At 55.9% G+C, this 24,712-nt stretch carries 17 protein-coding genes; 13 read left to right on the forward strand and 4 right to left on the reverse strand.

Annotated elements, in window-relative coordinates; translation table 11 throughout:
- Positions 1-76: 76 nt before the first annotated feature.
- Both F617_RS0119080 and F617_RS0119085 read right to left on the reverse strand, forming a co-directional pair.
- Positions 77-1,336, reverse strand: coding sequence for a DUF4038 domain-containing protein (locus F617_RS0119080; RefSeq protein ID WP_245260831.1), 1,260 nt, complete (start codon positions 1,334-1,336; stop codon positions 77-79).
- A gap of 64 nt (positions 1,337-1,400) precedes the next feature.
- A complete protein-coding gene (locus F617_RS0119085) occupies positions 1,401-2,600 on the reverse strand; it encodes a glycosyltransferase family 4 protein (protein ID WP_019566360.1) in 1,200 nt (399 codons plus the stop codon).
- A 270-nt stretch (positions 2,601-2,870) separates the two neighbouring features.
- On the opposite strand from F617_RS0119085, the gene F617_RS0119090 reads away from it, so the two are divergent.
- The 3 genes from F617_RS0119090 to F617_RS0119100 all read left to right on the forward strand — a co-directional run bounded on the left by F617_RS0119090 (position 2,871) and on the right by F617_RS0119100 (position 6,793).
- Entirely contained in the window at positions 2,871-4,103 is a 1,233-nt protein-coding gene (locus F617_RS0119090; protein ID WP_019566361.1) for a polysaccharide pyruvyl transferase family protein, read from the forward strand.
- Positions 4,104-4,325: 222 nt separating this feature from the next.
- Positions 4,326-5,837, forward strand: coding sequence for an oligosaccharide flippase family protein (locus F617_RS0119095; protein ID WP_019566362.1), 1,512 nt, complete (start codon positions 4,326-4,328; stop codon positions 5,835-5,837).
- Complete coding sequence (locus F617_RS0119100; protein WP_019566363.1) at positions 5,834-6,793, forward strand: glycosyltransferase family A protein; 960 nt, start codon at positions 5,834-5,836, stop codon at positions 6,791-6,793. Before F617_RS0119095 ends, F617_RS0119100 begins: the two co-directional genes overlap by 4 nt.
- 33 nt (positions 6,794-6,826) lie before the next feature.
- On the opposite strand, the gene F617_RS0119105 is transcribed toward F617_RS0119100, so the two are convergent.
- A complete protein-coding gene (locus tag F617_RS0119105) occupies positions 6,827-11,110 on the reverse strand; it encodes a CheR family methyltransferase (protein ID WP_019566364.1) in 4,284 nt (1,427 codons plus the stop codon).
- Between the two features lie 787 nt (positions 11,111-11,897).
- On the opposite strand from F617_RS0119105, the gene F617_RS0119110 reads away from it, so the two are divergent.
- From F617_RS0119110 to F617_RS0119125, 4 genes are all read left to right on the forward strand, one after another.
- Positions 11,898-12,626 (forward strand): response regulator transcription factor, encoded by a 729-nt coding sequence (locus tag F617_RS0119110; RefSeq protein ID WP_026330953.1) that lies wholly within the window; start codon positions 11,898-11,900, stop codon positions 12,624-12,626.
- Positions 12,627-12,842: 216 nt separating this feature from the next.
- Positions 12,843-14,246: a glutamate-1-semialdehyde 2,1-aminomutase gene (locus F617_RS0119115; protein ID WP_019566366.1), complete on the forward strand. Its 1,404-nt coding sequence runs from the start codon at positions 12,843-12,845 to the stop codon at positions 14,244-14,246.
- A 117-nt stretch (positions 14,247-14,363) separates the two neighbouring features.
- The gene (locus F617_RS0119120; RefSeq protein WP_019566367.1) at positions 14,364-15,434 is read left to right on the forward strand and encodes an NAD(P)-dependent oxidoreductase; all 1,071 of its coding nucleotides are present in this window, start codon (positions 14,364-14,366) and stop codon (positions 15,432-15,434) included.
- A gap of 13 nt (positions 15,435-15,447) precedes the next feature.
- Positions 15,448-16,791: a DUF4910 domain-containing protein gene (locus F617_RS0119125; protein WP_019566368.1), complete on the forward strand. Its 1,344-nt coding sequence runs from the start codon at positions 15,448-15,450 to the stop codon at positions 16,789-16,791.
- 4 nt (positions 16,792-16,795) lie between these two features.
- On the opposite strand, the gene rfbC is transcribed toward F617_RS0119125, so the two are convergent.
- Entirely contained in the window at positions 16,796-17,323 is a 528-nt protein-coding gene (gene rfbC / locus F617_RS0119130; protein WP_019566369.1) for a dTDP-4-dehydrorhamnose 3,5-epimerase, read from the reverse strand.
- Positions 17,324-17,630: 307 nt separating this feature from the next.
- On the opposite strand from rfbC, the gene F617_RS0119135 reads away from it, so the two are divergent.
- The 6 genes from F617_RS0119135 (at position 17,631) to F617_RS27205 (ending at position 24,659) form a co-directional block, all read left to right on the forward strand.
- Positions 17,631-18,923, forward strand: coding sequence for a class I SAM-dependent methyltransferase (locus F617_RS0119135; RefSeq protein ID WP_019566370.1), 1,293 nt, complete (start codon positions 17,631-17,633; stop codon positions 18,921-18,923).
- Positions 18,920-19,732 carry a glucose-1-phosphate cytidylyltransferase gene (locus F617_RS0119140; protein ID WP_019566371.1) on the forward strand — a complete coding sequence of 271 codons (813 nt, stop codon included), beginning with the start codon at positions 18,920-18,922 and terminating at the stop codon, positions 19,730-19,732. Before F617_RS0119135 ends, F617_RS0119140 begins: the two co-directional genes overlap by 4 nt.
- A complete protein-coding gene (locus F617_RS0119145; RefSeq protein ID WP_026330955.1) occupies positions 19,729-20,382 on the forward strand; it encodes a PIG-L deacetylase family protein in 654 nt (217 codons plus the stop codon). Before F617_RS0119140 ends, F617_RS0119145 begins: the two co-directional genes overlap by 4 nt.
- An 86-nt stretch (positions 20,383-20,468) precedes the next feature.
- Positions 20,469-21,179, forward strand: a complete 711-nt coding sequence (locus F617_RS27200; protein ID WP_019566373.1) for a LuxR family transcriptional regulator — start codon at positions 20,469-20,471, stop codon at positions 21,177-21,179.
- Positions 21,180-21,233: 54 nt separating this feature from the next.
- Positions 21,234-23,396 (forward strand): polysaccharide biosynthesis tyrosine autokinase, encoded by a 2,163-nt coding sequence (locus F617_RS0119160; RefSeq protein WP_019566374.1) that lies wholly within the window; start codon positions 21,234-21,236, stop codon positions 23,394-23,396.
- Positions 23,397-23,435: 39 nt separating this feature from the next.
- Positions 23,436-24,659, forward strand: coding sequence for a polysaccharide biosynthesis/export family protein (locus F617_RS27205; RefSeq protein WP_233283671.1), 1,224 nt, complete (start codon positions 23,436-23,438; stop codon positions 24,657-24,659).
- Positions 24,660-24,712: the final 53 nt, after the last annotated feature.

Genomic DNA, 24,712 nt, shown 5'->3' on the forward strand with positions numbered 1-24,712 from the left:
AAGAGCTAGGTTTGGGACCTTGACGGCAAGCGACCACAAATGAACGACTCGGCAGCCAGCGGCATCTTATGAGTGATCATTCCTGTGTGGAGAGAACGGCAATCCAGTCCTGAAAGCCGAAAGCATTCGCCAATGCCGGCACCGTCACGTTGCGAAGGCCGCTGCGGCCAAGACGCTCGATCGGTTCGATGTAGATTCCATTCGAGGGATCGTACCAGCGAAGGGTTTTCTCGCCTGCCGCCAAACTGTCGAGATCAATCGCAACGGAAGGAGTATCGAGATAGAGCACGGCGAAAGATCCTTCCCTGTCGCGCGCCGCGAATGCGCCCGCATCGCTTTTCAGCAAGCTGCCCTGATCGGGTACGAGCTTCCACCATGCCAGTTGTCTGAAAAGCGAGGCCAGATGGGTGATGCTTTGAGCACCACGGCTGTTCAGCGAACCCTGCCAGCTGTCCTTCGCTTCATAAAGCCCGGCGGCGGAAAAATGCCAGACCGGATTGTTGCCGAAGAGCTGACCGCTCGCTCCTGAAAGCAGCGCACCATAGGCAATAAGACGAACCTGACGCTCCTTCACATCGTTCTCGCCTTCATATGCGCCTTCGATGAGGAAAAAAGGGCGTCTTGGTCCAGATCGGTAACGATCCAGTACCGCCACCGCGACATTGCCGTAAGTGTAAACTGAATCGATATCGAGCCAGGAAGCATCCCGCCAAAAATCGCTCGTCACGGTATCGGGATTGCCATGCACGGTCTGCAGCGCCGAAGGATTGGTTTCCGCAATTCCCATTGCAACAGCCGTGACCAGATTACGATCGGGCGGATCGTAATCCCCGCCCTGCACCCAGATGATGTTGGGGTACTTCGCAAAACGCTGCCCGACATAGCGTCCATAAGCCCGCAGCTTTTCTGGCCCGGCCGCGACCATTTCCTGATACCATCCCTCGGGGCCGCCGCGTGCGCCGCTATAGGCCGGACAGAGAAGCACCAGCAAATTGCGACTGGCGGCTGCCTTTATGACGGCTTCCGCCCTGTCGAAATAGGCCTGGTTCGGTTGCTCAAAGGCATCGCCTGCGAAAGGTTTCTCGTCGTAGAAGTTCGCCGGCGCCTTGCGGGAGAACTGATGCTCGATCAACGATACAAGCACGGTGTTGAAGCCCTGCCGCTTTCGGGTTTCCAGATAAAATTCCGCATCGGGAATGGAGGTATCGCCAATGAGCGACCACGCACTGTCGCCGACAATCAGGAACGGCAGACCCTTGCTGTCTTCAAGATAACGCCCGTCCTGCGACGTCTGCAGCGGAAAAACGGGATCCTGTGCGTTGCAGGCCGAAAACATGCATAGCCAAAAAAAGAAGACGCCGCACAGATGTCCAAGTCGCCGCTGATCGCCGAACATCGCTTCAGAGCCGTTCACGAACGACGCGAAGCCAGTTTTTCAAGGGCAACGGCAGATAGGTTCGAAGGCCCGGCCTCAAACCGGCGGGAATAGACCAGTCCTCCATCCTGAGCACTGTTGACAGGCCGGGACGGTCGTTGAGTGTCATGGTAATGACTTCGTTATAGCGTGCGGCCATCCGTTCGATGCTGAAGCGGTTCAGGACCATTTCCTTTCCCGCGATCGACATCCGCTCGAGAAGGTCGCGATCGGCATGCAAACGCGCGATCGCATTCGCAGCTGCCGTATAATTGCCGATCGGGAACAGGAAGCCGTTTCGGCCCGGCTCGACAATCGTATCCGTCACACCCCGGATATGAGACACGACCGGGACGCAGCCGCCGGCCATTGCCTCTATCATCGTCATGCCAAGCCCCTCGAAGCGGGACGGCATGATGAGAACATCGTGACTGGACATGATGACCGGTATGTCTGAAAGCTGCACGGATCCTGCGTAACTGACGCGATCGCCATGGCCATCTAGCCTTCGCCTGAGCTTGCCCATATCCGGCCCATCTCCGACGATCGTCAGGCGCACTGCCTCAGGCGAGGCATCCAGTATTTCCCGCAGCCACATCACGCCTTTCGAAGCATCTTCAATGCGGCCGACGAAGAGAGCTTTGAGTTCCGGCCCCCGGTTGACGCGCCGAACCGCCTGGCTCCGGAACGCATCGCTATCCACCGCATTCGGGATTGCGTAGGTGCGATCCTTCGAAAAGCCGTTGCGCGCGACCAGATCGGCGCGGCACCGCTCCGATACGCCAATCGTGACATGGGCATAGTCCCGGACCGAGCGCGCGGCCGCGTATGTTCCGGGTGAGATATTATGAACGACGAGAATACGCAGGATACCTTCGGGGAGATAGCGCGCGATATTCGTCTGCAACTGATCGCCAAGAACATTGACGATCACCCCGTCAAACTCGCCTTCTTCGATGGCGGCCGCCATTCGCGATGCACATTCACGTTCGCTGAGATTGACGGGCATGCGCAGCAGTTGCCCGAATGCCTTTTCACCCTGCAGATCGAGAGGCAGCCCGTATGTTTCCTTGCACACGCCGAGCCATCGCACGTCTATGCCATAGGCGGCGAGGCCTTTGCGAAGATGTTTGAAGACGGAATAGGTGCCGCCAATATGAGGAAGGACAAAATAGGCAAGCTTCATGGGACACTCTCGCTCCTGCATCCACAACCATGCCGCAACGGATCGACGGCGGACGGTTCGAGTGGCTGCTAAGGCGACATACTAAAAAGCCACGGGATGACAGTCAGTTGCATCTTAGGCTTAGCTGTATCTTCCTTTGAGAGGTTTGCGTCGGCCAGACTATTCGTTTGGCGTAAGACGCAACCCGAAGGTCGGTGTGGGGTCGTGCTGATCCAGCGGATATCAATACCATATCGAGCGTGTCGGCGCCGGGCTGCGATTGGAAAATAAATGAGGATCACTCTCCTTGGACAATTTGGCTCTGGCAATTCGGGCAATGACGGATCGCTGGAAGCCATGCTCCTTTATCTGCGCAGGATGAGGCCCGATGCCGATCTGTTGTGTATCTGTGCAAGTCCGACAGTCGTAAGTGCGAAGTTCAATATTCGGGCGATGGGCGTTGGCGGGCCTCCCCTGACAAACGCTTGGATGAGGCAACTGGACAAGCTGCTCGGCAAGGTGCCTTCACGGCTCATGCTATTGGTCAGTTCCCTCTTTAGTTTCGACAAGGCTGACCTGATGATCATACCGGGGACCGGCATCCTCGATGATTTTCAGGAAAAGTGGTTCGGCTGGCCCTTTGTCGTGTTTTGCTGGTGCCTCGTCGCACGCCTTCGCAACACGCGGATCGCCTTTGTCAGCATCGGCGCCGGTCCGATGAAAAGCCGTCTCAGCCGCTGGTTCCTGCGCTCCGCCGCACAGATGGCTTCATATCGATCCTACCGGGACGATTTCTCGCTCAACTACATGAAAATGATCGGTGTCGACGTGTCACGCGACCACCGTTACCCCGATATCGCCTTTGATCTTCCTGTTACTGTGCCCCACCGGCAGAGCCCCGCCGGCGGCTCAATGAGAATAGGCGTCGGCGTTATGGACTATCGCGGCTGGCGTCACAACGATCCCGAGGCCGCCAGGATTTACAAGACCTACATCCACAAGCTCTCACGTCTCGTGAGCTGGTTGATCGGTGAAGGCCATCGCATCACCCTTTTGATGGGGGACGTTACCGACAGGGTCGCCTGCGCGGATTTGATGTTCCTGCTGACGGAAATGCTATCCGAGGACAAGCTGTCGCGGATCGACATCAGCTCTGCCGCAACGCTGCGCGATATCATGCAGCAGATGGCAGCAATCGATCTTGCCGTGGTGTCGAGATATCATGGAGTTGTCTGCTCTCTGAAACTTGGCATTCCAACAATATCAATCGGTTACGCCAGAAAGTTCGGTGATTTGATGAGCGATTTCGACCAGGAGAAATTCTCCCGGCATATCGACACGTTCGAAGTCGAGGAAGTCATTGAGCTGGTCAAGGAGATACTCGCTGGAGCCGGTGCAGTGAGGGAGAGGATTGCCCACGCCAATGATCGCTTCAAGCGCCAGCTTTCCGAGCAGGAAGCGCTGCTCGGCCGGGAATTTCTCTCAATTGATGTCGTCGCAACGCCGCAGAGCGTGACGCCTTAGACACGCAGTCCTGCAACCTAATGCTTTCGGCGTAATACCGAGGCTCTTCAATACTCGACGGGAGTAGACCGCACGCTGTTGCATGCCCCTCAACAAACATTCTCCAAACGGCCTACACCTACGGATCCGGCTGCCATCCCAACGGTCAGATTTCCAAGGTCCAAGTCCACACTCTAGATTTGACGCTACCGTCGATTATCGGCGACGCTGTCGGAGCCCTCGATGCACAAAGTCCGCCGCGCCTTTTTCATGGCCATGCTGGAACAGCACCTCGGAATTGCGATCAATTTCGCTCTGATCGCGATCGTATCGAGACTGCTCTCGCCTGCGGAAGTTGGTTTTGCCGTTATTGGCTACGGGGTGACAGCGGTGATCTTCGCCTTTCGCGAATTCGTTTCTTCCGATTTCCTTATTCAGCTCGATGTTGTTGAACACGATGACATCAACACGTCGCTTACGCTCTTGCTTCTGGTCAGCGGCATTCTAGGGATCGTTCTCTATCTATGCGGACCCTTTCTGGCGATTTTCTACCACCAGCCCAGTCTCCAGCACTATCTTATCCTGGCGATTGCCGCGGTCATGGCCGAAAGCCTGGGTATGCCAGCGTTTTCCATGCTGCGTCGCCGGCTAGCCTTCGGCACCATCGCACGCGTCCGAACCACCGGCCTCGTCGTTATGGCTGGCGTGACGATCTTCGCTGCCAGCAATGGATGGGGCTTTGTCAGTTTCGCGCTCGGCCTGCTCGTCGGCAACAGCGTTGCCAGCGCCCTTGCCGCCTATGCCGATCCGGCCCAGCGTACCGCACGCCTTTCTCTGAAGTCGTGGCGCCGTATGGCCGAATTCGGCCGTTACAGGGGCGCTGCAACCATCGTCGACAAATTATACGAGTCCCTGCCGCAACTGGTGCTCGGCTTTGCCATGACACCGACAGCGGTCGCGATCTACAATCGCGCCAATACCGTTTGCTCCATTCCCGATCGCATTTTCCTCTCGGCGATCTTTTCCTTCGCCTTCCCGGCGCTCGCCGCCGAGGTTCGCGAAGGTGGAGATGTCCGCAGATCCTACCTGCGCGCCCTCAGTTACATCACTGTGCTGTATTGGCCGTCGCTGATCATGGTTGCCATTCTCGCCGATCCCATCGTGCGCCTTGCACTTGGAGACCAGTGGCTTGCCGCCGTACCGATCACCCGGATTCTCGCGCTTGCGTCGATCTTCTGGTTTCCCATGGTTTTGACAACGCCGCTGCTGATCGCTCTCAACGCCAACCGGGAGGCTTTCCTGGGCAATTTCGTCTGCCGCAGCGTCTCGGCAATTGTGCTTTGCTCTGCGAGCTTCTTCGGTCTCACCGCGGTAGCGTTGAGCCAGTTCGTCACGCTGCCCTTCCAGATGCTCGTCGCCTTCTATCTGGTAAGACGCCATGCGCACTTTAAACTACCCGAACTGTTCGCTGCCATCGGGCCGAGTTCCGCTGTGACCCTTGCCGCGATTGCGGGGCCGCTCGCCATATCCGCCTGGATGGGATTTCGCTTCGATTACTCCCTCGCCCAGGCTGGCGGCGCCGTCCTCCTTTCGGTGACAGGCTGGGCCGCTTGCCTCTTTCTTCTGCGTCACCCACTCGTCAGCGAAATACGTTCGACGCTCGATGCTTTTGCCGGGCGTCCGCGCAAGATCGGAAAACCTCCTGTATCGGCTTCCATTCCCGACACCGTCGTTCCCGCAGCGGTGGAACCATGAGCAGCATCGATATCGTCATCCCCAACTACAATTACGGTCGCTTTCTGGAGGGATGCGTAGCAAGCGTCCTTGGCCAGAACATCCCGGACATGCGTATCCTCATCATCGACAACGCCTCCACAGACGACAGTGTCGCGATCGCCCGGTCTCTGGCGACAACAAATCCCCGTATCGAAACGTGCCTGCGGCCAAAGAATCTTGGCGGTCACGCGTCTTTCAACGAAGGCATTGATTGGTCCCGGGCGGACTATTTCGCCATCATCTGCGCCGACGATGTCCTGTCGCCTGGAGCACTCGCGCGCGCGATGGAGGCGCTCGACAATCACCCCGCCGCGCACATGGCCTTCGGCCGCACCGCCTTCTTCCGTGACGACGCCGAAATAGCATCGGGCCTTCGCAGCGATGCCAATGGCATGCAGCTTCATCGGGGCATGGACTTCATCGCCAAAATTTGCGCGACGGGACGCAGCCCGGTGCCAGGCCCACTCGCTGTCACCAGAACACACATTCAACAACATGCCGGTCACTATCGGCCAGCACTGCGCCATACTGACGATGTCGAGATGTGGATGCGGCTCGCAGTTCTGGGCGATATCGTCGAACTTGACGCCGTGCAGAATTTCACCCGTATCCACGGTGCCAACCAATCCGCCATCCTTGATAACGTCCTTGCCTGGAATACCGAAATCGAAGCCGCGCTCGAAAGCTTCTTTGGCAATGAAGGGGCTTTGCTTGCCGATGCCCAAACCCTACTCCGGCGCGGTCGCGCGAGCCTGAGCGACCGCGCCTATTGGTGCGCGCTTTCCAATCTGGTCCGGCGCCGGCCCGGCGCGGGTGCCCTTCTCGCACAGGCTTTCCGCCTGAGACCCGCTTCAGCGTTTCTGCCGCCGGTAAGTTATCTTGTCCGCCGACCTGATGCCTTGCATCGAATTCGCGCAGCGATCGCCCGCCGATAGTGATCGACCGGCCAAACTTTCGATGATGAAGGCCTATTCTTCTGCATTCAGTACAAGCCGCAAGAGCGCCGGCAACGAAGTGGATTTCGTTCGGCGCATGATTGAGGCGCGATGGTTCTCGACAGTGCGCTGACTAAGCTTCAAATCGGCTGCAATGATCTTGTTGGCCTGCCCCTGAACAATTCTATCAAGGATCTGACGTTGCTTGCGAGTAAGAGCCGCCAGCGTGGCTCGAGCCGTTTCACGCCGCTCTTCGCGCTCGTTCACATCACGCGATCGCTCGAGGGCCGACTGCACGCTCCGATATATTTCCTGGTAAGAAAACGGCTTCTCGATGAAATCGGCCGCTCCATATCGCATCGCATTGATTGCCATACGGACATCGCTGCGACCCGTGATCACAATCACCGGAAACCGATGATGTTTTTCTTTCAGCAAACGCAGCAACTCCATGCCGACCATGCCCGGCAGATACGCATCGACAAGCAGACAACCTGATCTGTCCGGATGGTAATCTGCAAGATATTCTTCTGCCGATACATAGGTTGCAACCGTCCAGCCTTCTCCTTCGAAAAGAGCGCGCAAATTGTCCCTGATGTCCTGCTGGTCGTCGATGACTTCGATGAGCCGACCTGTCATAGGCCTCATGTATTCGGGTTCGCTTATGTGCACTACCCTCTCGTCGGTTTGGCGAACAACCAGGGTCTCTACGACCTGCACGACGTCTTTGAGTTTCGCCGGCTTGTGCAGATAAGGAATTTCGTGCTGTGCAAAAGCCCTCAGGGCCTTGCTTGAAATATCGCCTGTGAGAATGAGCGCCGGAACATTTCGGCGGAGTGCTTGCCGGATATATCCGATCGCAGCTATGCCATTCCCGCCGGTAGGGAGATTGTAGTCTGCGAGAATAACGTCGGGCGTGAACTGCAATCCGCGAACAATCGCGAGCGCCTCAGCAGCCGTAGAGGTCGCAGCCACCACATATCCAGTCTGCTCAAGTCCCATCTTGAGCAGATCACGCATGCCGTTTTCGTCTTCGATGATCAGAACCGACGCCCACGAAAGGGTAGCCGCCTGGTTCGGATGGTCATCCACTGGCGCAGGCAGTGATACAAGCGGCTCACCTGCCGGTGCGTGATCGATCTCGATCATGAATGCCGAACCTTTATGTAGTCGTGACTGCACCACTACCCTTAGTTCGAGAAGCTCGCTGAGCCGCTTGACGATCGACAATCCCAGCCCCAAACCACGGTCTTCCGTTCCAGCAGGCGCATCGAGCTGGAGGTATTCCTGAAAAACATCCTCGATATGATTTTCGGGAATGCCGATGCCAGTGTCCCACACTTCAAAGCGAACCTTCGTACCGCGACGGCGACAACCCACCAGAATTTTGCCGCTCGGCGTGTATTTCAGTGCATTGGATAAAAGGTTGCGAACGATCTGCTCGAACAGGCGGGGATCGGTGCGAACGGCAAGGCTGGACGGTACGACACGGAGTTGCAGCCCGGCGGCCTGAGCGGGATAATAAAATTCCTTGAACAGCCTTCCCAGAAGATCGCCAATCGCAAAGCTCACGATCTGCGGTTCCACCATCCCCGCTTCGATCTGGTTGATGTCAAGAACAGAGTTGAGTATACCCAGCATCGAGGACAGCGTCTCTCCCATCCTCTGGACGAAAGTGCGTGCTTGCCCTTCACCCACGTTCCTTTCCAAAAGCCCGTGCAACAGCTTCAAGGTTTGCAACGGCTGACGCAGATCGTGGCTTGCCGCAGACAGGAATTGCGACTTGGCCTCGGTCGCCCGCTCGGCGAATTTCTTGGCAGCTTCCCTGCTTTCGGCAACCTGTTTCTGGGCACTTATATCGATGAAGGTGATGACCACTCCGTCAATTGCCTCGCTCGCGCCGCGATAGGGTTTGACGCGGCGGACATACCAGCGGCCATCGGGTCCTCCTATCTCTCGGTCGATTGTGTTGCCTCGGAGCAGCGTCGCCGTTGCATCGACTTGAAGCGTAATGTCGCCGTCAAAGCCGCTGAGGTCCGACAGGGGTCGATCGACATCGGAGGATATGATGTTGAATACTGAACGGGTGGCGGGTGTGAAGAACCGTATACGAAGGCTGGAATCCAGAAAAAGCGTTGGGACATCCGTGCTGTACAGGACATTTTGCAGATCGTTGGAAACTGCCCGCTGACGCTCCAACGCTTCTTGCAATTGATTGTTGAGGGCTGTCAGCTCTTCATTGAGGGATTGCAGCTCCTCTTTCGAAGTAAAGAGTTCCTCATTGGTCGACTGATACTCCTCATTCAGAGACAGCGCTTCGGCGGTGATCTGCTTCTGTTCTTCGCTGGCAATTTCCAGATTGCGTATGGCGCCCTGCAATTCCGCCCGTGTCTCCTCCAGTTCGAATTCAAGCTCGGTAATGGGCGACGCATCTGTCGTTGATGATTTCTGCGATCGGACAACAGCGTTGGCCTGCGCAGCATCCTCCACAAAACATATGAGGAACAGCTCTTCACCCTGACTGAAGAGCGGCTCGACATGAATGTTGAACTCGATGTGTGCGCCGTTGCTGTCGAGTTTTGCATTCTTGGCTACGAACGGCTTTTGATCCCGGCTCGCATGGTGGATCGCAGACCTGATCTTATTATGGAGCGCCGTCGGTGTGATGGCGAACAGGTCATGCGATGCCGGGCCTGAAGCAATTCGCAGAAACCTTGCTGTCGGGCCGATGGAGTAGAGATACTCATACTTCCGATTGACGAGGATTGCGGCGGGCACGTAGCTACCGAGCAGAACCTGGGAAACCGCCTCGGCAAGCGCACTGTGCCTCGACGCTGAAGTCACCTTTCCTAGCGAAGAGGGAATTCTGACATTTCCGCCCGCAACCGCACCGAAATTAAGATCACCGAAAACTGGCGGCCCGATACGCCGATATACCCTTTCGGATTCCGAAATCAGCTTGAAACGGTCATCCATTCCGCCAACGGTTTCGGATTTTCCGACCAGTAAAATGCCGTTCTCCCGCAGGGCGAACCTGAAAAGCGACAAGACCTTGGCTTGGGCTTCCGCTTCGAGGTAAATCAACAAGTTGCGGCATGAAATTAGATCGATCCGTGAGAACGGTGGGTCGCTGAGGACATTCTGCACGGTAAATACCACCGCCCCACGCAGTTGCGCCGTCACGGTATATCCGTTGTCATCCCTTACGAAATATTTTTCCAGCAAGTCCGTCGGCAGCGACTTGGTCGCCTCATGTGAATAATGTCCATCTCTGGCAATTGCCACCGCCTCGCCATCAGCATCCGAGGCAAACATCTGAAACTGGAGACGAAGGCCCATGGACTGAATGAGCTCGAGGAAGAGAATAGCCAGAGAATATGCTTCTTCCCCCGTGCTGCATCCAGCGACCCAGACCCGCACTGCTCCGTGAGCCGCTTTTGCGTGGAGAATATCCGGAATAATGGTATCTCGTAGAAAGTCGAACACCTTCCCGTCGCGGAAGAAACTGGTGACGTTGATCAGGAGATCTCTGACGAGATTTTGCCGCTCGTCTTCGCTGCTTTCGAGAATCTCAAGATACCGGTCTATCTTCTCAATCTCGATACCGAGAACCGCCATGCGTTTTTCGACCCGGCGCTGCATCGTTCCATGTTTATAGGCCGAAAAATCATTCGCTGTGGAAACCCTCAATATCTCGATGATCCGGTCCAGTTGGGGCATTCGGCGCTCCATCGAGTGATCGGCTCGAAGCCGCGACAACAGCGCAATATGTTTGGCGATGGCCGCAGGCATCTCTTCGACCGGTAAAACCGTAGCGCCAATGCCCAGCGAAATAACACTTTCGGGCATGCCGCCAAACTGTGCCTCTTGAGGCTCCTGGACCAGAACAAGTCCCTTGAAATCCCTGATCTGCTGGACGCCGGATGAGCCATCTGACCCCGTGCCGGACAGGACAGCTGCTATCGCCCACGGCCCGAATTCCTTGGCCATAGAACCCAGGAGAAAATCAAACGGCAGAGGTGCCTCATGCAGTTCCCGCCGGGGCGACAGATATATCCTTCCTCCGTCAACCGACATCAGGAATTTTGGTGGAATGACATAGACGTGCTCGGGCTCTATCAAGGCAAGGTTGACAGCCTCCGTTACGACCATAGTCGTTTCGCTCGCCAGAAGTTCTGCGAGGATGCTTTCATGCGACCGGTCAAGATGCTGAACGAGAAGAAACGCACAGCCGGTTTTTTCAGGCAACGCTTTGAGCAGGGCTCTGAACGCATTCAGTCCACCCGATGAAGCACCGACGCCGACAATCGGGAACATCCTAAGAGGACGTCCTTCCTGTGATCCGGACATCGAACCGGTGTCTACCTCGAAAGTAGAAGGAACCTTGTTACTATCCTCGCCGCGTTCCGCCATATTCACTCTCGTTAAAATTGACGCGCATTCCAAATAGAGATCGACCCTTGCGAAGCGTCAGGCGTTGTGGGTCAACAAGTCTTGAAAGCAGCAATCAAGGCCTTGAGATCAGTCGTCAGGGATACATAGTCACCATGCCCCGTCATATGCGGGGCGCAGCGCGTCCGATTGTCGTGAGGTGCAATTTCAAAATGCGATTAACACGCATAAGTTGATGACATCGCGAACAAACGCACGAATGGAGGATGATAAATCAATCCGGCCGCGATTATAATTCATCCATTATAGTTAGTGGTGTCGCGCAAAACATGATGATGGCCTGAAAGAATTATATTTCAACAGTTATGGCGTGTCTGGTTGTCTACCCACATCATGCCAGATTGAACGCCCGCTCGAAATCTCAATCAAAAGTGAGTAATTTCCGAACCTTTTCCAGTTGCGATACTCCATTGTAGGATGCCGGAGTAGAAATTCGGGTAGTGCCACGTCTGTTGATTTCTGGCCGATTTTTAAATTCCGAAAAATCCAGACCGCAACAGAGTAGCTTCCTAAGTTCTGATTGATGACGGCGTTCCGGGTTGAATTACTTCAAACTTCCGTGGTGCCGAATCTTAGAAAGAAAATCTTCGGTTGCGTCTCTGCCAAGCCAGACAGATCCGCAAAGCACTCTTTAGCGCGGATAGGACATACCATGCTGACATCAGTTCCCAACAACGGACATAGCCAATTCTCATCAAATTTCCATGTGGTTGCGCACTCGAAACCTATGGAAACTTCGGTCAGAAAGTTGGCGATCATCGCTGACCGCGCGCTCGACCGTGAGTGTCTGGCTCAGAGCCTGATCGCATACGGCCTTGATATGGAAGTCGAGTTGTTTTCATCACTCGACGACTGGAGACATGCTCCAAACGGCCAGCATAGCGGCATCCTGGTCAACGTCGGTCGCAGCGATTTTTGCGATGACGTATCCCTCCATGAGTTACGGGAATTTATTGCCGACTTCCCTTATCTGCCGGTCGTCATTCTCGCTGAAAACCGCGATCTGCGTCAGGTCATGAGGGCGTTTGACGCGGGCGTTCGGGGATACATATCCTCGTCGATAGGACTGGCGGTGTGCGTGGGCGCCATCTCACTTGCATTGGCGGGCGGCGCGTTCGTATCGGCTGAAAATCTGAGCGATCTCAGGCAGTTGCTCGTGGTTGCGGAAGACAAGGAACGTCAGCGCACGGCCATGTTCACCCAACGTGAGGTCGACGTCATCAACGCCTTGACGCAAGGCAAGCCAAACAAGATCATCGCCTATGAGCTCAATCTTCGTGAAAGCACCGTAAAGGTACATATTCGCAATATCATGAAGAAAGTAGGCGCCAAAAACAGAACGGAAGTGATCTTCAAAATATCCGATCTCTTCAAAAACTAAAATCAAGTGTCTTGCAGTGGACCTATTGCAGAACCATAATTGCCTGCGGGTGTCGGGCCCCGCATGATGCGGACGCATCGGAGCGATTATGACGGGAAGGCTGTACATCTCCTCTAAGCCTTTCGGCTAGCATTCCCAACATAAAGACGGGGTAACGGCCACCGAGCCGGATACGGTAATCTCTGGTCATTGGACATATGGACCCGGGATTGCGCCATGCAAACTTTCGTCGAAAATTTCGAAAACTCGGATCGACTGCGCCAGCGCTCCCGCAACATCATACCGGGCGGTGCACATACCTATGCAAAGGGTGACGACCAGTACCCTGTCCTGTCTCCCGGCTTTATTGAACGGGGATATGGCTGTCATGTCTGGGATGTCGATGGAAATGAATATATCGAGTATGGCATGGGCAATAGGGCTGTCGGCCTTGGCCATGCGTATGCCGACGTCGTAGAGGCGGCGCGTGCGGAACTATACCGCGGCTGCAATTTCACGCGCCCGTCGAAGATCGAGGTGGATTGCGCCTCGACTTTTCTCGATACGATCCAGACAGCCGAAATGGTCAAATTCTGCAAGAACGGTTCCGATGCGACATCCGCCGCGATACGACTTGCACGGGCTGTTACCGGCCGTGACCTGATCGCGCGCTGCAGCGACCACCCCTTTTTCTCCACTGACGACTGGTTCATCGGAACAACGGAGATGAATGCGGGCATTCCTCAGGCGATCCAGGATCTGGTCCTTGGCTTCAGCTACAATGATCTGGCGAGTGCGCGCAGTCTGTTTGACCGCTTTCCAGGTCGTATCGCCGCCTTTATTCTGGAGCCGTCACGCGGTGATCCTCCTCGGGACCAGTTTCTTCACAAACTCCAGAAGCTTTGTCACGAAAACGGCGCGCTTTTTATTCTCGACGAAATGATCACCGGCTTCCGCTGGGATGCGGGTGGCGCGCAGAAGACATACGATATCGTCCCCGATCTATCCTGTTTCGGCAAGGCGCTGGGGAATGGCTTTTCGATTTCCGCACTTGCCGGCAAGCGTGAGTTCATGGAACGAGGCGGTATCGATCAAACCGATGCCCCGCGTGTCTTCCTGCTTTCGACGACGCATGGCGCGGAAACGCATGCGATGGCGGCGGCCATCGCGACCATGAAAGTTTACACGCAGGAACCCGTGGTCCCACATCTGGTCCGACAGGGAAATTCGCTGCGCGCCGCCATCAGCCAGATCGCAATTGCGCACGGACTGGATTCCTACTTCGGCATTCAGGGCCACTCCGCCTGCCTCAGCTACTTCACGCTGGACCAGACCGGAAAGCCGTCTCAGGCTTTTCGCTCGCTGTTTCTGCAGGAAACCATCCGTCGCGGCCTTCTCGCACCGTCTCTCGTTGTAAGCTACACGCATGAGGACGAGGATATAGCCAAAACGCTTGACGCCATCGATGGAGCGCTTGTCGTCTACCGTAAAGCGCTGGAATACGGAGTCGACAAATTCCTAACGGGACGCCCATCCGATGTCGTCTTCCGGCGTTTCAACGGCAACGCGCAGCATCAGGTCAGCCATGGGTTGGTAATGACCGACATGCCCAAATTATCGGAAAGCATCCGAAAGCCTTAACCGGCCGGGGCACCTAGACCGTTCGCATTATCGATACAGCCGCTTTGTGCGGTGCATCGATCTCGCCTGAAAAGATACGCTCGTTGCAATCGAAAATAGATTTTGAGGGGAAATTTCATGCACGTTCTGGTCACCGGGCATCGCGGATATATCGGCTCCGTCATGGTACCCATCCTGCGCAAGGCGGGTCACGAAGTACACGGCTATGACACTGAATTCTACCATCGCTGCGCTTATGTTCCAGGCGGACCTTTGCCGCAGGTCCCCGGCGTATGCAAGGACATCCGCGATATCCAGCCTTCGGATATGGAAGGTTTCGACGCTGTCATTCATCTTGCAGCGCTGTCCAACGATCCGCTGAGCAATCTCAATCCGGAAATTACCTATGAGATTAATTACCGCGGCAGCGTTCGGGCAGCGCGAGCCGCGAAGAAGGCTGGCGTCAAGCGTTTCATCTTCGCCTCGTCGTGCAGCAACTACGGCGCCGCTGGCGAGGGACTGGTCAACGAGACGGCAGAGCTGAAACCGGTATCGGCTTACGGCACGTCGAAGGTCTTGGCGGAGCGGGAGATTGCAAGCCTCGCGAGCCCAGGCTTCTCGCCGGTCTATATGCGTCCGGCAACAGCGTATGGCCTTTCGCCCATGCTGCGTTTCGATATCGTCCTCAACAACCTGACCGCTTGGGCGGTGACGGAAGGACTGATCCTCCTGAAATCCGACGGATCGCCATGGCGCCCAATCGTTCACATCGAGGATATTTCGCGCGCCTTTCTGGCTGCGCTCGAAGCGCCGACCGATGCCATACACAATCAGGCTTTCAACGTCGGACAGGATGCGCACAACTATCAGATCCGGGAGATCGCCGAAATCGTCGCTCTCACGGTACCTGGATGCCGGCTGCAATATGCGAGCGATGCAAGCCCCGACACCCGTTCCTACCGCGTCGATTTTGGCAAGATCGCCCGTGCGCTTCCGGCGTTCAAACCGACATGGACGGCGGCCGCGGGTGCCGAGCAACTCTACCGGGCCTACAAGAGTGCCGGCCTGACAATGGCCGAATTCGAGGGACCGCACTATCAGCGCATCGGCCAACTCCAGAAGCTGATCGGCGACAAGGATATCGACATCAACCTGCGCCGCCCCATGGCCGCGCCGCGCCAGAACGCCGATATTGCGGCATCGGTTTAAACAGGAGGCCCGGATGGGCAAGATGGAGCCTGGTGCAAAGCTGACAGGCGATGCATGGAGAGAGGCAGGTATCGGCCAGACTATTCATGATCTGGCTTCCCGCCTCTTTCCGATCTGTCGCAGCATCACCGGCAAAGGCGTGCGCGACACCATCGATATCCTTAAAGACTATATCGATATCGAGCAGCGCGCCGTCCCTAGTGGGACGCGGGTTTTCGACTGGACGGTGCCCCAGGAATGGAACGTCCGGGACGCCTATGTGAAGAACGCGGCGGGACGCAAGGTAATCGATTTTCAAATGTCGAACCTGCATCTCATGAGCTACAGCATCCCTCAACGTCGCGTGATGCCGCTGGCCGAACTGCAAGCGCATATCTACACCTTGCCGGCACAACCCGATCTCATTCCTTACAAAACAGCCTATTACACGGATGCCTGGGGCTTTTGCATGTCGCATCATGAATTCCTCAAGCTAGAGGAAGGCGACTATGAGGTCGTCATCGACACCGAAAAGGCGTCAGGCAATCTGTATTACGGCGAATATCTGCATATCGGACAAAGTACCGAAGAGGTGCTTCTCTTCGCGCATATCTGTCACCCGTCGCTCGCAAACGACAATTGTTCCGGCCTGGCATTGCTGACGTGTCTTGCCGCAGGCCTGAAAAGCAGGTCCACATATTACAGCTACAGGTTCGTCTTCGCACCCGGAACGATCGGCTCCCTGTCATGGCTTGCGCAGAACGAAGACGGGATATCGAACATTGCGCATGGTCTTGTGGTTTCGTGCATTGGTGACGGGGGCGGGCCGAACTACAAGCGCAGCCGCAGGGGAGATGCACTGATCGACCGGATCGCCGCCTGCACCCGCTGCGGAGAGGATCGTAAACATCTGGCAATCGCCGACTTCATTCCCTACGGCTATGACGAGCGCCAGTTCTGTTCGCCGGGCTTCAACCTGCCGGTTGGACTATTGCAGAGAAGCGCTTTCGGAACCTTTCCCGAATATCACACCTCGGCCGACAATCTCGACTTCATCCGGCCCGAACATCTCGACTCATCCTTTTGGATGATCATGGACATGATCGATGCTCTCGAAGACAACTGGACGCCGTTGAACCTTCGGCCCAAGGGTGAGCCACAGCTCGGAAAATACGGGCTTTTTCCTGCGATAGGCGGCCATAAGACGAATGACGACCGCACCATGGCCTATCTATGGATACTCAACCTCGCCGATGGAACCAACTCACTACTGGATATCGCCGAAAGGTCTAAAATGCCGTTTGTCGATATTGCGAGCGCTGCCGGCAGGCTGCTCGAGGCGGGCCTTGTCTCGAACCTCGGTTTCCTGACGCGCTAGACCTTCATTGCAAAGCGGGCCAACCGAGGTCCTTTTCCGATATGACCGAGGGCGGCGCAGGCCATTCTACACCTATCGCGGGCTCGTCATACCGGATCCCTGCCGCACTTGCCTCGGCATAGGGCACCGAAATCAAATAGGACACAGCAACGTCGTCGCTGAGCGACTGGAAGCCGTGTGCAAAACCCTCGGGAATGTAGAACTGCGCGCCATTGTCGGCCGACAACACCGTGCCAACCCATTGCAGATAGGTGGGCGAGCCCCGGCGCAGATCGACGGCGACATCCCAGATCGATCCTTTGACGCAGGAAACCAGCTTTGTCTCCTGATGCGGCGGTCGCTGGAAATGCAGCCCTCGTACCGTGTGTTTCAGCTTCGATAGAGAAAGGCTGTGCTGACTGAAGTCCGATACCAGCGCGTTGCTCTCAAATTCGCGTTTGCAGAACGTCCTGGCAAAAGAGCCGCGACTGTCCCGCACAGGCACCGTATTGACGACCCAGAGCCCCTCGATTTTCGTCTTCTCAAACAGCATTCGGCGCTCCTGATGCAATCCCGTATTCGAGAAGAATTCTCCACCATTTCAGCGGCTCCGGAATACACCCATAGGCAGCACCATACCTTGAAGGCGGGCTGGCAAATAAGTCACCCTTTCGGTTGCGGAAACCAGCCGCCGGAAGCGAATTTTAGCGGATTCCAATATAACCCTACGGCTTATGGATGACGTTTTCGAGCCGAATGCAGTATCGTCACCCACCCCGATCCATAGTATTTTTTCCAGTTAATAAAAGAATTTTCTGAAATTCACTCGAAGACAATGCGATGAAATCAGGGGGCGTCAGATGAATAATGAGGCAGTTTTTTCTGCAAGACTGAGCTCGACGCATCACGTCGGGCTTTGCCGTCTTTGCAGCTCGCCATTGGTGCATACCTTCGTCGATCTTGGAATGTCTCCGCCCTGCGAAAGCTTCGTCGCAGCTGACGCAGCCAACGACGTCGAGCCGTTTTATCCGCTCCACGCATTCGTTTGCGACGAATGCTTCCTCGTCCAGCTTCAGGAATATGTGGCGCCCGAGAATATTTTCACGGAGTACGCGTATTTCTCCTCGTTCTCGGACAGTTGGGTCGCTCACGCAAAGCGGTACTGCGACATGGTCATCGAGCGCTTCGCGCTTGGCGAATCCAGTTTCGTTGTCGAGCTTGCCAGCAACGACGGGTACCTGCTGCAACATTTCCTGACCAGCAACATCCCGATGCTGGGAATTGAACCGGCGGTCAACGTCGCAAAGGTTGCGATCGGCAAAGGTATTCCGACACTGACTGAATTTTTCAACGAGGCTCTAGCAACCGATATGGCGGCCAGAGGCCAAAAAGCCGATCTCATCATCGGCAACAATGTCCTTGCCCAGGTGCCTGATATCAACGATTTCGTCGCCGGTATGAAAGTGCTGCTCAAGCCTGAAGGCGTCATCACCCTTGAGTTCCCGCATATCGAAAAGCTAATCGCGGAAAACCAGTTCGACACCATCTATCACGAGCACTTTTCCTACTTCTCATTGCTGACCATAGAAAAAATGGCCCGCCGTCATGGGTTAAAGGTTTTCGATGTCGAAGAGATTCCCACACATGGCGGTTCGCTGCGGGTCTTTTTCTCGCACGAAGACAGCAAGTTCCCGCGTGAACCCCGCGTGGATAGCCTCCTGGAACGGGAGCTGAATGCCGGGCTCGACAGAATAGAGACCTATACGGCCTTCTCCGAAGCCGTACGCCAGACAAAGCGAAACCTCCTGTCTTTCCTCATCCGCCTCAAGGAAATGCGCAAATCGATCTGTGCCTATGGCGCACCGGGAAAGGGCAACACGCTGCTAAATTATTGCGGTATCGGCACCGATTTCATCGATTTTGCAGTCGATCGCAATCCTTACAAACATGGTCGCCTCACGCCGGGAATGCATATTCCGATCCGGCCCGTGAGCGAAATCCAGCGCATGAAGCCGGATTACGTTCTCATTCTCCCCTGGAACCTGAAGAATGAGATCGTTGCACAAATGAACGACATCAGAAACTGGGGCGGTAAATTCGTCGTTCCAATTCCCGACATATCCATCATTGATCCGAAGGAGTTGGTACAATGAAGGTCGTCTTGTTCTGTGGCGGCAGGGGTACTCGCATCAGAGAATATTCCGAAAGCGTCCCGAAACCGCTGATCCCGCTTGGGTCTCAACCGATCATGCGGCATGTCATGCAATATTACGCCCGTTTTGGGCATGAGGACTTCATCCTCTGCCTTGGCTACAAGGCGCATGTCATAAAAGAATTCTTTCTAAACAGCCGGCCGGAAAGCTATGCCGACTGCGTCATATCGAGCCCCGGACGCGTGGAATTGCTCGAGGAGCTACCTAGGGACTGGCGCGTATCCCTGATCGATACGGGGATATGGCGCAATATAGGCGAGCGCCTCTGGGCCGTACGTCATCATCTCAAGGGCGAGAAGATGTTCCTTGCCAATTATAGCGACGGCCTGACCGACGTCGATCTCGACGACATGATTGCCCAATTCGAAAAGAGCGACAAGCTCGCCTGTTTTCTGGCTGTCAGACCGCCCCTCACTTACCACCTGGCGGAAATCGACGAGAGCGGAAGAGTCCGGGAATTTCGGTCGTCGGAAACATCCGACATGTGGATAAACGGCGGCTACTTCCTGATGCGACCCGAAATTTTCGACTACATGCGCGAGGGTGAGGAACTCGTGCTGGAACCGTTCTCGAGGTTGATTTCTGAAGATAAATTGATGGCCTACAAACATGAGGGTTTCTGGCGGTCAATGGATACGCTGCGCGACTGGCAGACGTTGGAGGCAATGGTAGAGCGTGGTGACATGCCATGGATTGGAGACGATGCGTCGATGGCACGCAAGTCGTCAAACACGAAGCTGCTGCCATGAAAAACATGTCCCTCGCTTCCGCCGGTGATCGTCTGTCGATCCTTTGTCTCGGAGCTCACTCCGACGACATTGAGATCGGCGTCGGAGGCACGGTACTCAGCCTGCTTTCAAAGGGCGTGTTGCTCGATGTCTATTGGTGCGTCCTCAGTGCCGGTAACGAGCGCGCCCTGGAGGCACGCAGTTCCGCCGAAGCTTTTCTTGCAAAAGCAGCATCCTACTCGATTGAACTGGCATCGTTTCAGGACAGCTACTTTCCCTCGCAGAGCCGCGAGATCAAGTCATGGCTGCTGACATTGCGCGACAAAGTCAGTCCCGACGTCATATTCACGCATAGCCGCGAGGACGCGCATCAGGATCACCGGGAAATCAACAGGCTCACATCCAACATCTTCAGAAATCACCTGATCATGGAATACGAAATCCCGAAATGGGACGGCGATTTCGGCAGAAGAAACGCCTACGTGCCGTTGAGCGAAGACGCGATGAACATGAAGGTCGAGCTTCTCTTGCAGCATTTTGGAACACAGAGATCCAAGGACTGGTTCGATGCGGATACCTTTCGCGGCCTGGCGCGGCTGCGGGGAATGGAATGCCGTGCGCCTACACGTTTTGCGGAAGCCTTTACCGTCAGGAAGCTGACGTTCGCCTGAACAGGCAGAAGGCCCGTTTACGGTACGAAATCGACGTTTTGCGGAAATTAAAAGAAACCAAAAATAATACAGGGGGCATTGTCGTCATGATCCAGAACCACACATCCGAAAACCCGCCGGAAGGCGCACTGCATCCGCAGGCCGCAGCAAGTGCGGCTGGCTATATCGGCATCATAGATCGTCGCATGCTGGAGCGGGAATGCCTCGCCCATAGTCTCAACTATCAATATGCGGACAGGCGCATCCTGACCTTCTCCAATCTCGGCGAATGGCAACAGGCACGCGCGGAAATCGGCATGCCTGCGGCAGTTCTGGTCAGCGCCTGGCCCGGTCCGTCTGCAGAGACAAACCGCGATCTTGCAGAGATTGTGGCTGCCGTGTCTCCGGCCGCCGTCGTCGTGCTCTCTGACGATCAGGATATCAATACCATTCTGGATACGATCGCTCTTGGCGTGCGCGGGTACATATCGAGTTCCGTCAGCATCGACGTCTGCGTCCAGGCGATCAGTCTTGCAATCGCGGGCGGCCGTTTCATACCAGCCAGCAGCGTCATGAACATGAAAAGTCTGTTTGGCCTGACTGCACACGCATCCGTTCCTCCGACGAAATTTACAAGCCGTCAATCGGCTATTGCGGAGGCCTTGCGGTGCGGAAAGGCGAACAAGGATATCGCTCTGGAGCTGAACCTTTGTGAAAGCACCATCAAGGTGCATATCCGCAATATCATGAAGAAGCTTGGAGCAACGAACCGCACGGAAGTTGCCTGCAAGATCGGCGACATGGCGTACGACCGCTAAGCACACGACATCCACTGACCGCTACCGAACGCCCCGCTTACAGCAGGAACCGTCATGATCCAGTCGTCATCATCTCCGGTTGAGCAGGAAGGTATTTCCCGCTTCATATCCATACTGCGGGAGCGGCGCAGAGCCGTCTTCATCTGCTTTCTCGCCAGTTTCGCAATCGCGGCAATCGGCTATGCGCTAACCCCCATCCGTTACAAGGCCGAGGCAACCCTTGCGCTTGATGTCCGCAAGCTTCAGGCGCTCCCCACCGAATCCGTGGTCTCTCCGCTGCCGCAGGAAAGCCCGGTGCTTCGAACCGAACTCGACATCATCGGGTCGAGGTCCATGGCGGAACGGGTTCTCGTCATCCTGCAAAAAGATCGACTGCTCGAAGGGCGGCAAACCAAATCCGACCGGACGGCCAACGACGCGATCGTGCTTGGCAACGACGCCGAGACATCGAAAATGATCGATAACCTCATGACCAATGTTCGTGTGATGAATGATGGCCGGTCGTATACAATCTACATATCCTATTATGCCAACGATCCGGCGCTTGCCGCGAAAGTCGCCAATGCTTTCGGAGCAGCCTATATCGACTATCAGATCGACCTCCAGACAACGGCAACCCGGCGTGTCAGCGCATGGCTCGGCGAACGGCTGGTCAGTCTTCGGACGGAACTCGAGGAGTCCGAACGCCAGGCGTCGCAATTTCGCGAAAAATCCGGATTGATAGACACTGGTGGTCTTCCGTTGCAGTCGCAGCGTCTTTCAAGTCTAAATGTCGAGCTGACAACGCTACAGGCCAAGTTGGCGGGGTCAAGGGCGCGCCTGGCCACAGCACTCGAACTGCAGAAAAGCGGTGACGGGCTCGGGATCACCGAAGTTCTGTCCTCACCATCAATCCAGCTTTTAAGGGCCGAGCAGGCAAGGGTCATCAGAGCCATTGCCCAGATCGATGAAAGCGGCGCCGTCATGAATCCAGAGCGGCCGCAGTTATCCTCCCAGCTCAGTTCACTCAACAAGCAGATCGATTCAGAGATCGCCCAGATCATCGCTGCCTTGCGCAACGAGATCGAGGTCAACGAAAAACAGCGGCAGGAAGTAGAGGCCAGCCTCAATGATGTGCAACGCGCCATATCCACGACGGACATGGCAATGGTTCAATCCGGGCAACTTGACCGGGAAGCAGCAGCGAACCGCTCGATCTACGAGACATACCTGGCACGCTACAAGCAGACCATCGAACAGGACGGTATCGCAACTGCCGAGGCGCGGATCATATCGAGCGCCATGCCTTCCCGTAAACCGACCAGTCCTGACGAGCGTCTGTGGGCACTGGTCGCACTTCTTCTCGGTTGCAGCACCGGCTTGGCGGCAGCTTTTATCCTGAACTTTACGGACCGGTCCGTTGGCTCCATCACGTCTCTTCAACAGAAAACCGGACTGAACGTCATCGGGAGCATTCCACGCATTTCCTTCAGAGAGCTCCAGAACACGCCCGGAAAATTCAGCAGCGGCGCGGCGGATTTCTACAGCGCGTTTGCCGACCTTCAGACCCACATACAGTTGGCCGAGAGCAAGGCGAAAGTGATCGCCTTCACCTCTTCGGCCGATGGGGAAGGCAAGACGTTCGTGATCGCCAATCTTGCCAGATCTCTTGCGATGAGCGGCGTTAATCTGCTGCTGATCGATGCCAATCTGCGGAACCCGGCTCTCGGGGGGGAATTCGATGTGGGATCGACGTCGCATGTTGGCCAGGCGGTCAGCCGTGAGGTGTCTCTGGACGACATCATCCAACGCGATCAGGCCTCCGGGGTCGATATCATCGTCGCCGAGAAAAGCGACCTGCCGCCAAATCTTGTTCTTGGAAGCAAGCGCTTCGCCGGCCTGATTGCAGAGGCGAGACAGCGATACGAACTGGTATTGATCGAGGCCCCATCCGTTTCCCATGACCTGGACCTGTTGCGGATCGCCACCCTGTCGGATGCCGTATCATTCGTGGTCCGGCAGGACGTCGCAGATGGCACGGGCATGAAAAATGCCGTCATCAAACTGCGGGTCGCGGGCCGGCCGATCACAGGCATCATCCTCAACGGAATCCGACGCCCGAAAAAGCGCCATCCCCCAGTCTGGCCGAGGATTTTCCGGGACTGGAATACTCATTTCAAGCTGCGGAAACGGGCGACCAGTCTGCGCCCCCCGGCTGTCGTCCATAGCGAGAGGTGAAACATGCGCTTCGTGACAAGGTCCAGGGGCTTTTCCTTGATGATGGCCAGCACCACCTTTCTGTCTCTGGCGGTTTGCCAATTACCGGCCGCCGCAGATGGCACGAACTACAAGGTCGCTACCGGCGACGTCTTGACAATCTCCGTCTATGGCGACCCGGGCCTGACCGGCCTCTTCCCCGTCAGTGCAGATGGAACGATCGGTTATCCGCTTCTTGGCAATGTCAACGTGGTCGACCAGACAGTGAACGAAATCGGTGCGCGGATCAGCCGCGATCTGGCAAGCCATGTGGCAAACCGCTCCGTTGCCGTTGCGGTCAAGGAATATGCTCCGATCTTCGTTGTCGGCGACGTCCAGAAGCCCGGAAAATATGAATACCGTCCCGGCATGATCGTGCTTGAACTCTTCGCACTCGGCGGCGGATTGCGCGAGTCGAATGCACAGAGGGATACCTCGGGCATACAGTTGATCTCGGCCCAGCAGGAATATGAAGACATGTCGATGCAACTCCTGTCGCAGGATATCCGGCGCGTCCGACTGGAAGCGGAACTCAACGACACCGAATTTGAATATAAGGGCGACGAAATCGGACTCGTCCGGGATCGCACCGCACTGGAGAAGATCGTAGAATCTGAAAAAAGTCTGTTTCGCCTTCGCCTCTCGGCGCAGCAAGACGAAAAGACCAACCTCGAGGTCCAACGACAGAACTTCATTCAGGAGATAGACACGCTCCAGAAAAGCAACGTCATGCGCACCCAGCAACTAGAGTTGCTCGACATGGACGTCAACGCCTCGAAGGAACTTGTCACGCGCGGCGCAGCCTCAGAATCAGCACTGAGAGAGCGTAAGCGCGAACTCCTATCCATGAACCAGCAGGTGCTGGAATCGACATCGTTTCTGGCGCGCGCGCAACAAAACAAAAGCGAAGTAGAGCGGCGTATTCTGGAGCTGAAAAGCAAAAGGCACAATGACGCTGCGACCGAATTGCGGGAAACCTCCCTGGACATCATGCGTTTGAAGAAAAAGCTGGCCTTCAGCCTTCAATCCATGGCCGAGATCGGCTCGACGGCGCGGCGGGTTTCCAGCCTCGAGGACATGATCCAGACCAAATTCTTCATCGTGCGTCAGGTTGCAGGTACATACCGCGAAACAGCTGCGGACGAGCATACGCAGGTCCGGGCGGGAGACGTTGTGCGCGTCCGCCTGTCGGTATCCGGCAGAGACCCTGTTTCAGCAGCAGTCGTCACAGGAAGCGTCAACTAAGAGAGACGCGCGTCTCCGACGCCCCTGCTTGAGCGGCCCTGAAAGCAGCTACC

Source organism: Agrobacterium sp. 10MFCol1.1 (assembly GCF_000381165.1).
Lineage (GTDB): Bacteria > Pseudomonadota > Alphaproteobacteria > Rhizobiales > Rhizobiaceae > Agrobacterium > Agrobacterium tumefaciens.

Coding starts and splice junctions, on each gene's coding strand:
- rfbC (WP_019566369.1), bottom strand. CDS start 17,323: ATGCTGTTTGAGAAGACGAAAATCGAGGGGCTCTGGGTCGTCAATACG.
- F617_RS0119145 (WP_026330955.1), top strand. CDS start 19,729: ATGAAAAACATGTCCCTCGCTTCCGCCGGTGATCGTCTGTCGATCCTT.
- F617_RS0119085 (WP_019566360.1), bottom strand. CDS start 2,600: ATGAAGCTTGCCTATTTTGTCCTTCCTCATATTGGCGGCACCTATTCC.
- F617_RS0119090 (WP_019566361.1), top strand. CDS start 2,871: ATGAGGATCACTCTCCTTGGACAATTTGGCTCTGGCAATTCGGGCAAT.
- F617_RS0119080 (WP_245260831.1), bottom strand. CDS start 1,336: ATGTTTTCGGCCTGCAACGCACAGGATCCCGTTTTTCCGCTGCAGACG.
- F617_RS0119125 (WP_019566368.1), top strand. CDS start 15,448: ATGGGCAAGATGGAGCCTGGTGCAAAGCTGACAGGCGATGCATGGAGA.
- F617_RS0119160 (WP_019566374.1), top strand. CDS start 21,234: ATGATCCAGTCGTCATCATCTCCGGTTGAGCAGGAAGGTATTTCCCGC.
- F617_RS27200 (WP_019566373.1), top strand. CDS start 20,469: ATGATCCAGAACCACACATCCGAAAACCCGCCGGAAGGCGCACTGCAT.
- F617_RS0119115 (WP_019566366.1), top strand. CDS start 12,843: ATGCAAACTTTCGTCGAAAATTTCGAAAACTCGGATCGACTGCGCCAG.
- F617_RS27205 (WP_233283671.1), top strand. CDS start 23,436: ATGATGGCCAGCACCACCTTTCTGTCTCTGGCGGTTTGCCAATTACCG.
- F617_RS0119100 (WP_019566363.1), top strand. CDS start 5,834: ATGAGCAGCATCGATATCGTCATCCCCAACTACAATTACGGTCGCTTT.
- F617_RS0119140 (WP_019566371.1), top strand. CDS start 18,920: ATGAAGGTCGTCTTGTTCTGTGGCGGCAGGGGTACTCGCATCAGAGAA.
- F617_RS0119095 (WP_019566362.1), top strand. CDS start 4,326: ATGCACAAAGTCCGCCGCGCCTTTTTCATGGCCATGCTGGAACAGCAC.
- F617_RS0119135 (WP_019566370.1), top strand. CDS start 17,631: ATGAATAATGAGGCAGTTTTTTCTGCAAGACTGAGCTCGACGCATCAC.
- F617_RS0119110 (WP_026330953.1), top strand. CDS start 11,898: ATGCTGACATCAGTTCCCAACAACGGACATAGCCAATTCTCATCAAAT.
- F617_RS0119120 (WP_019566367.1), top strand. CDS start 14,364: ATGCACGTTCTGGTCACCGGGCATCGCGGATATATCGGCTCCGTCATG.
- F617_RS0119105 (WP_019566364.1), bottom strand. CDS start 11,110: ATGTTCCCGATTGTCGGCGTCGGTGCTTCATCGGGTGGACTGAATGCG.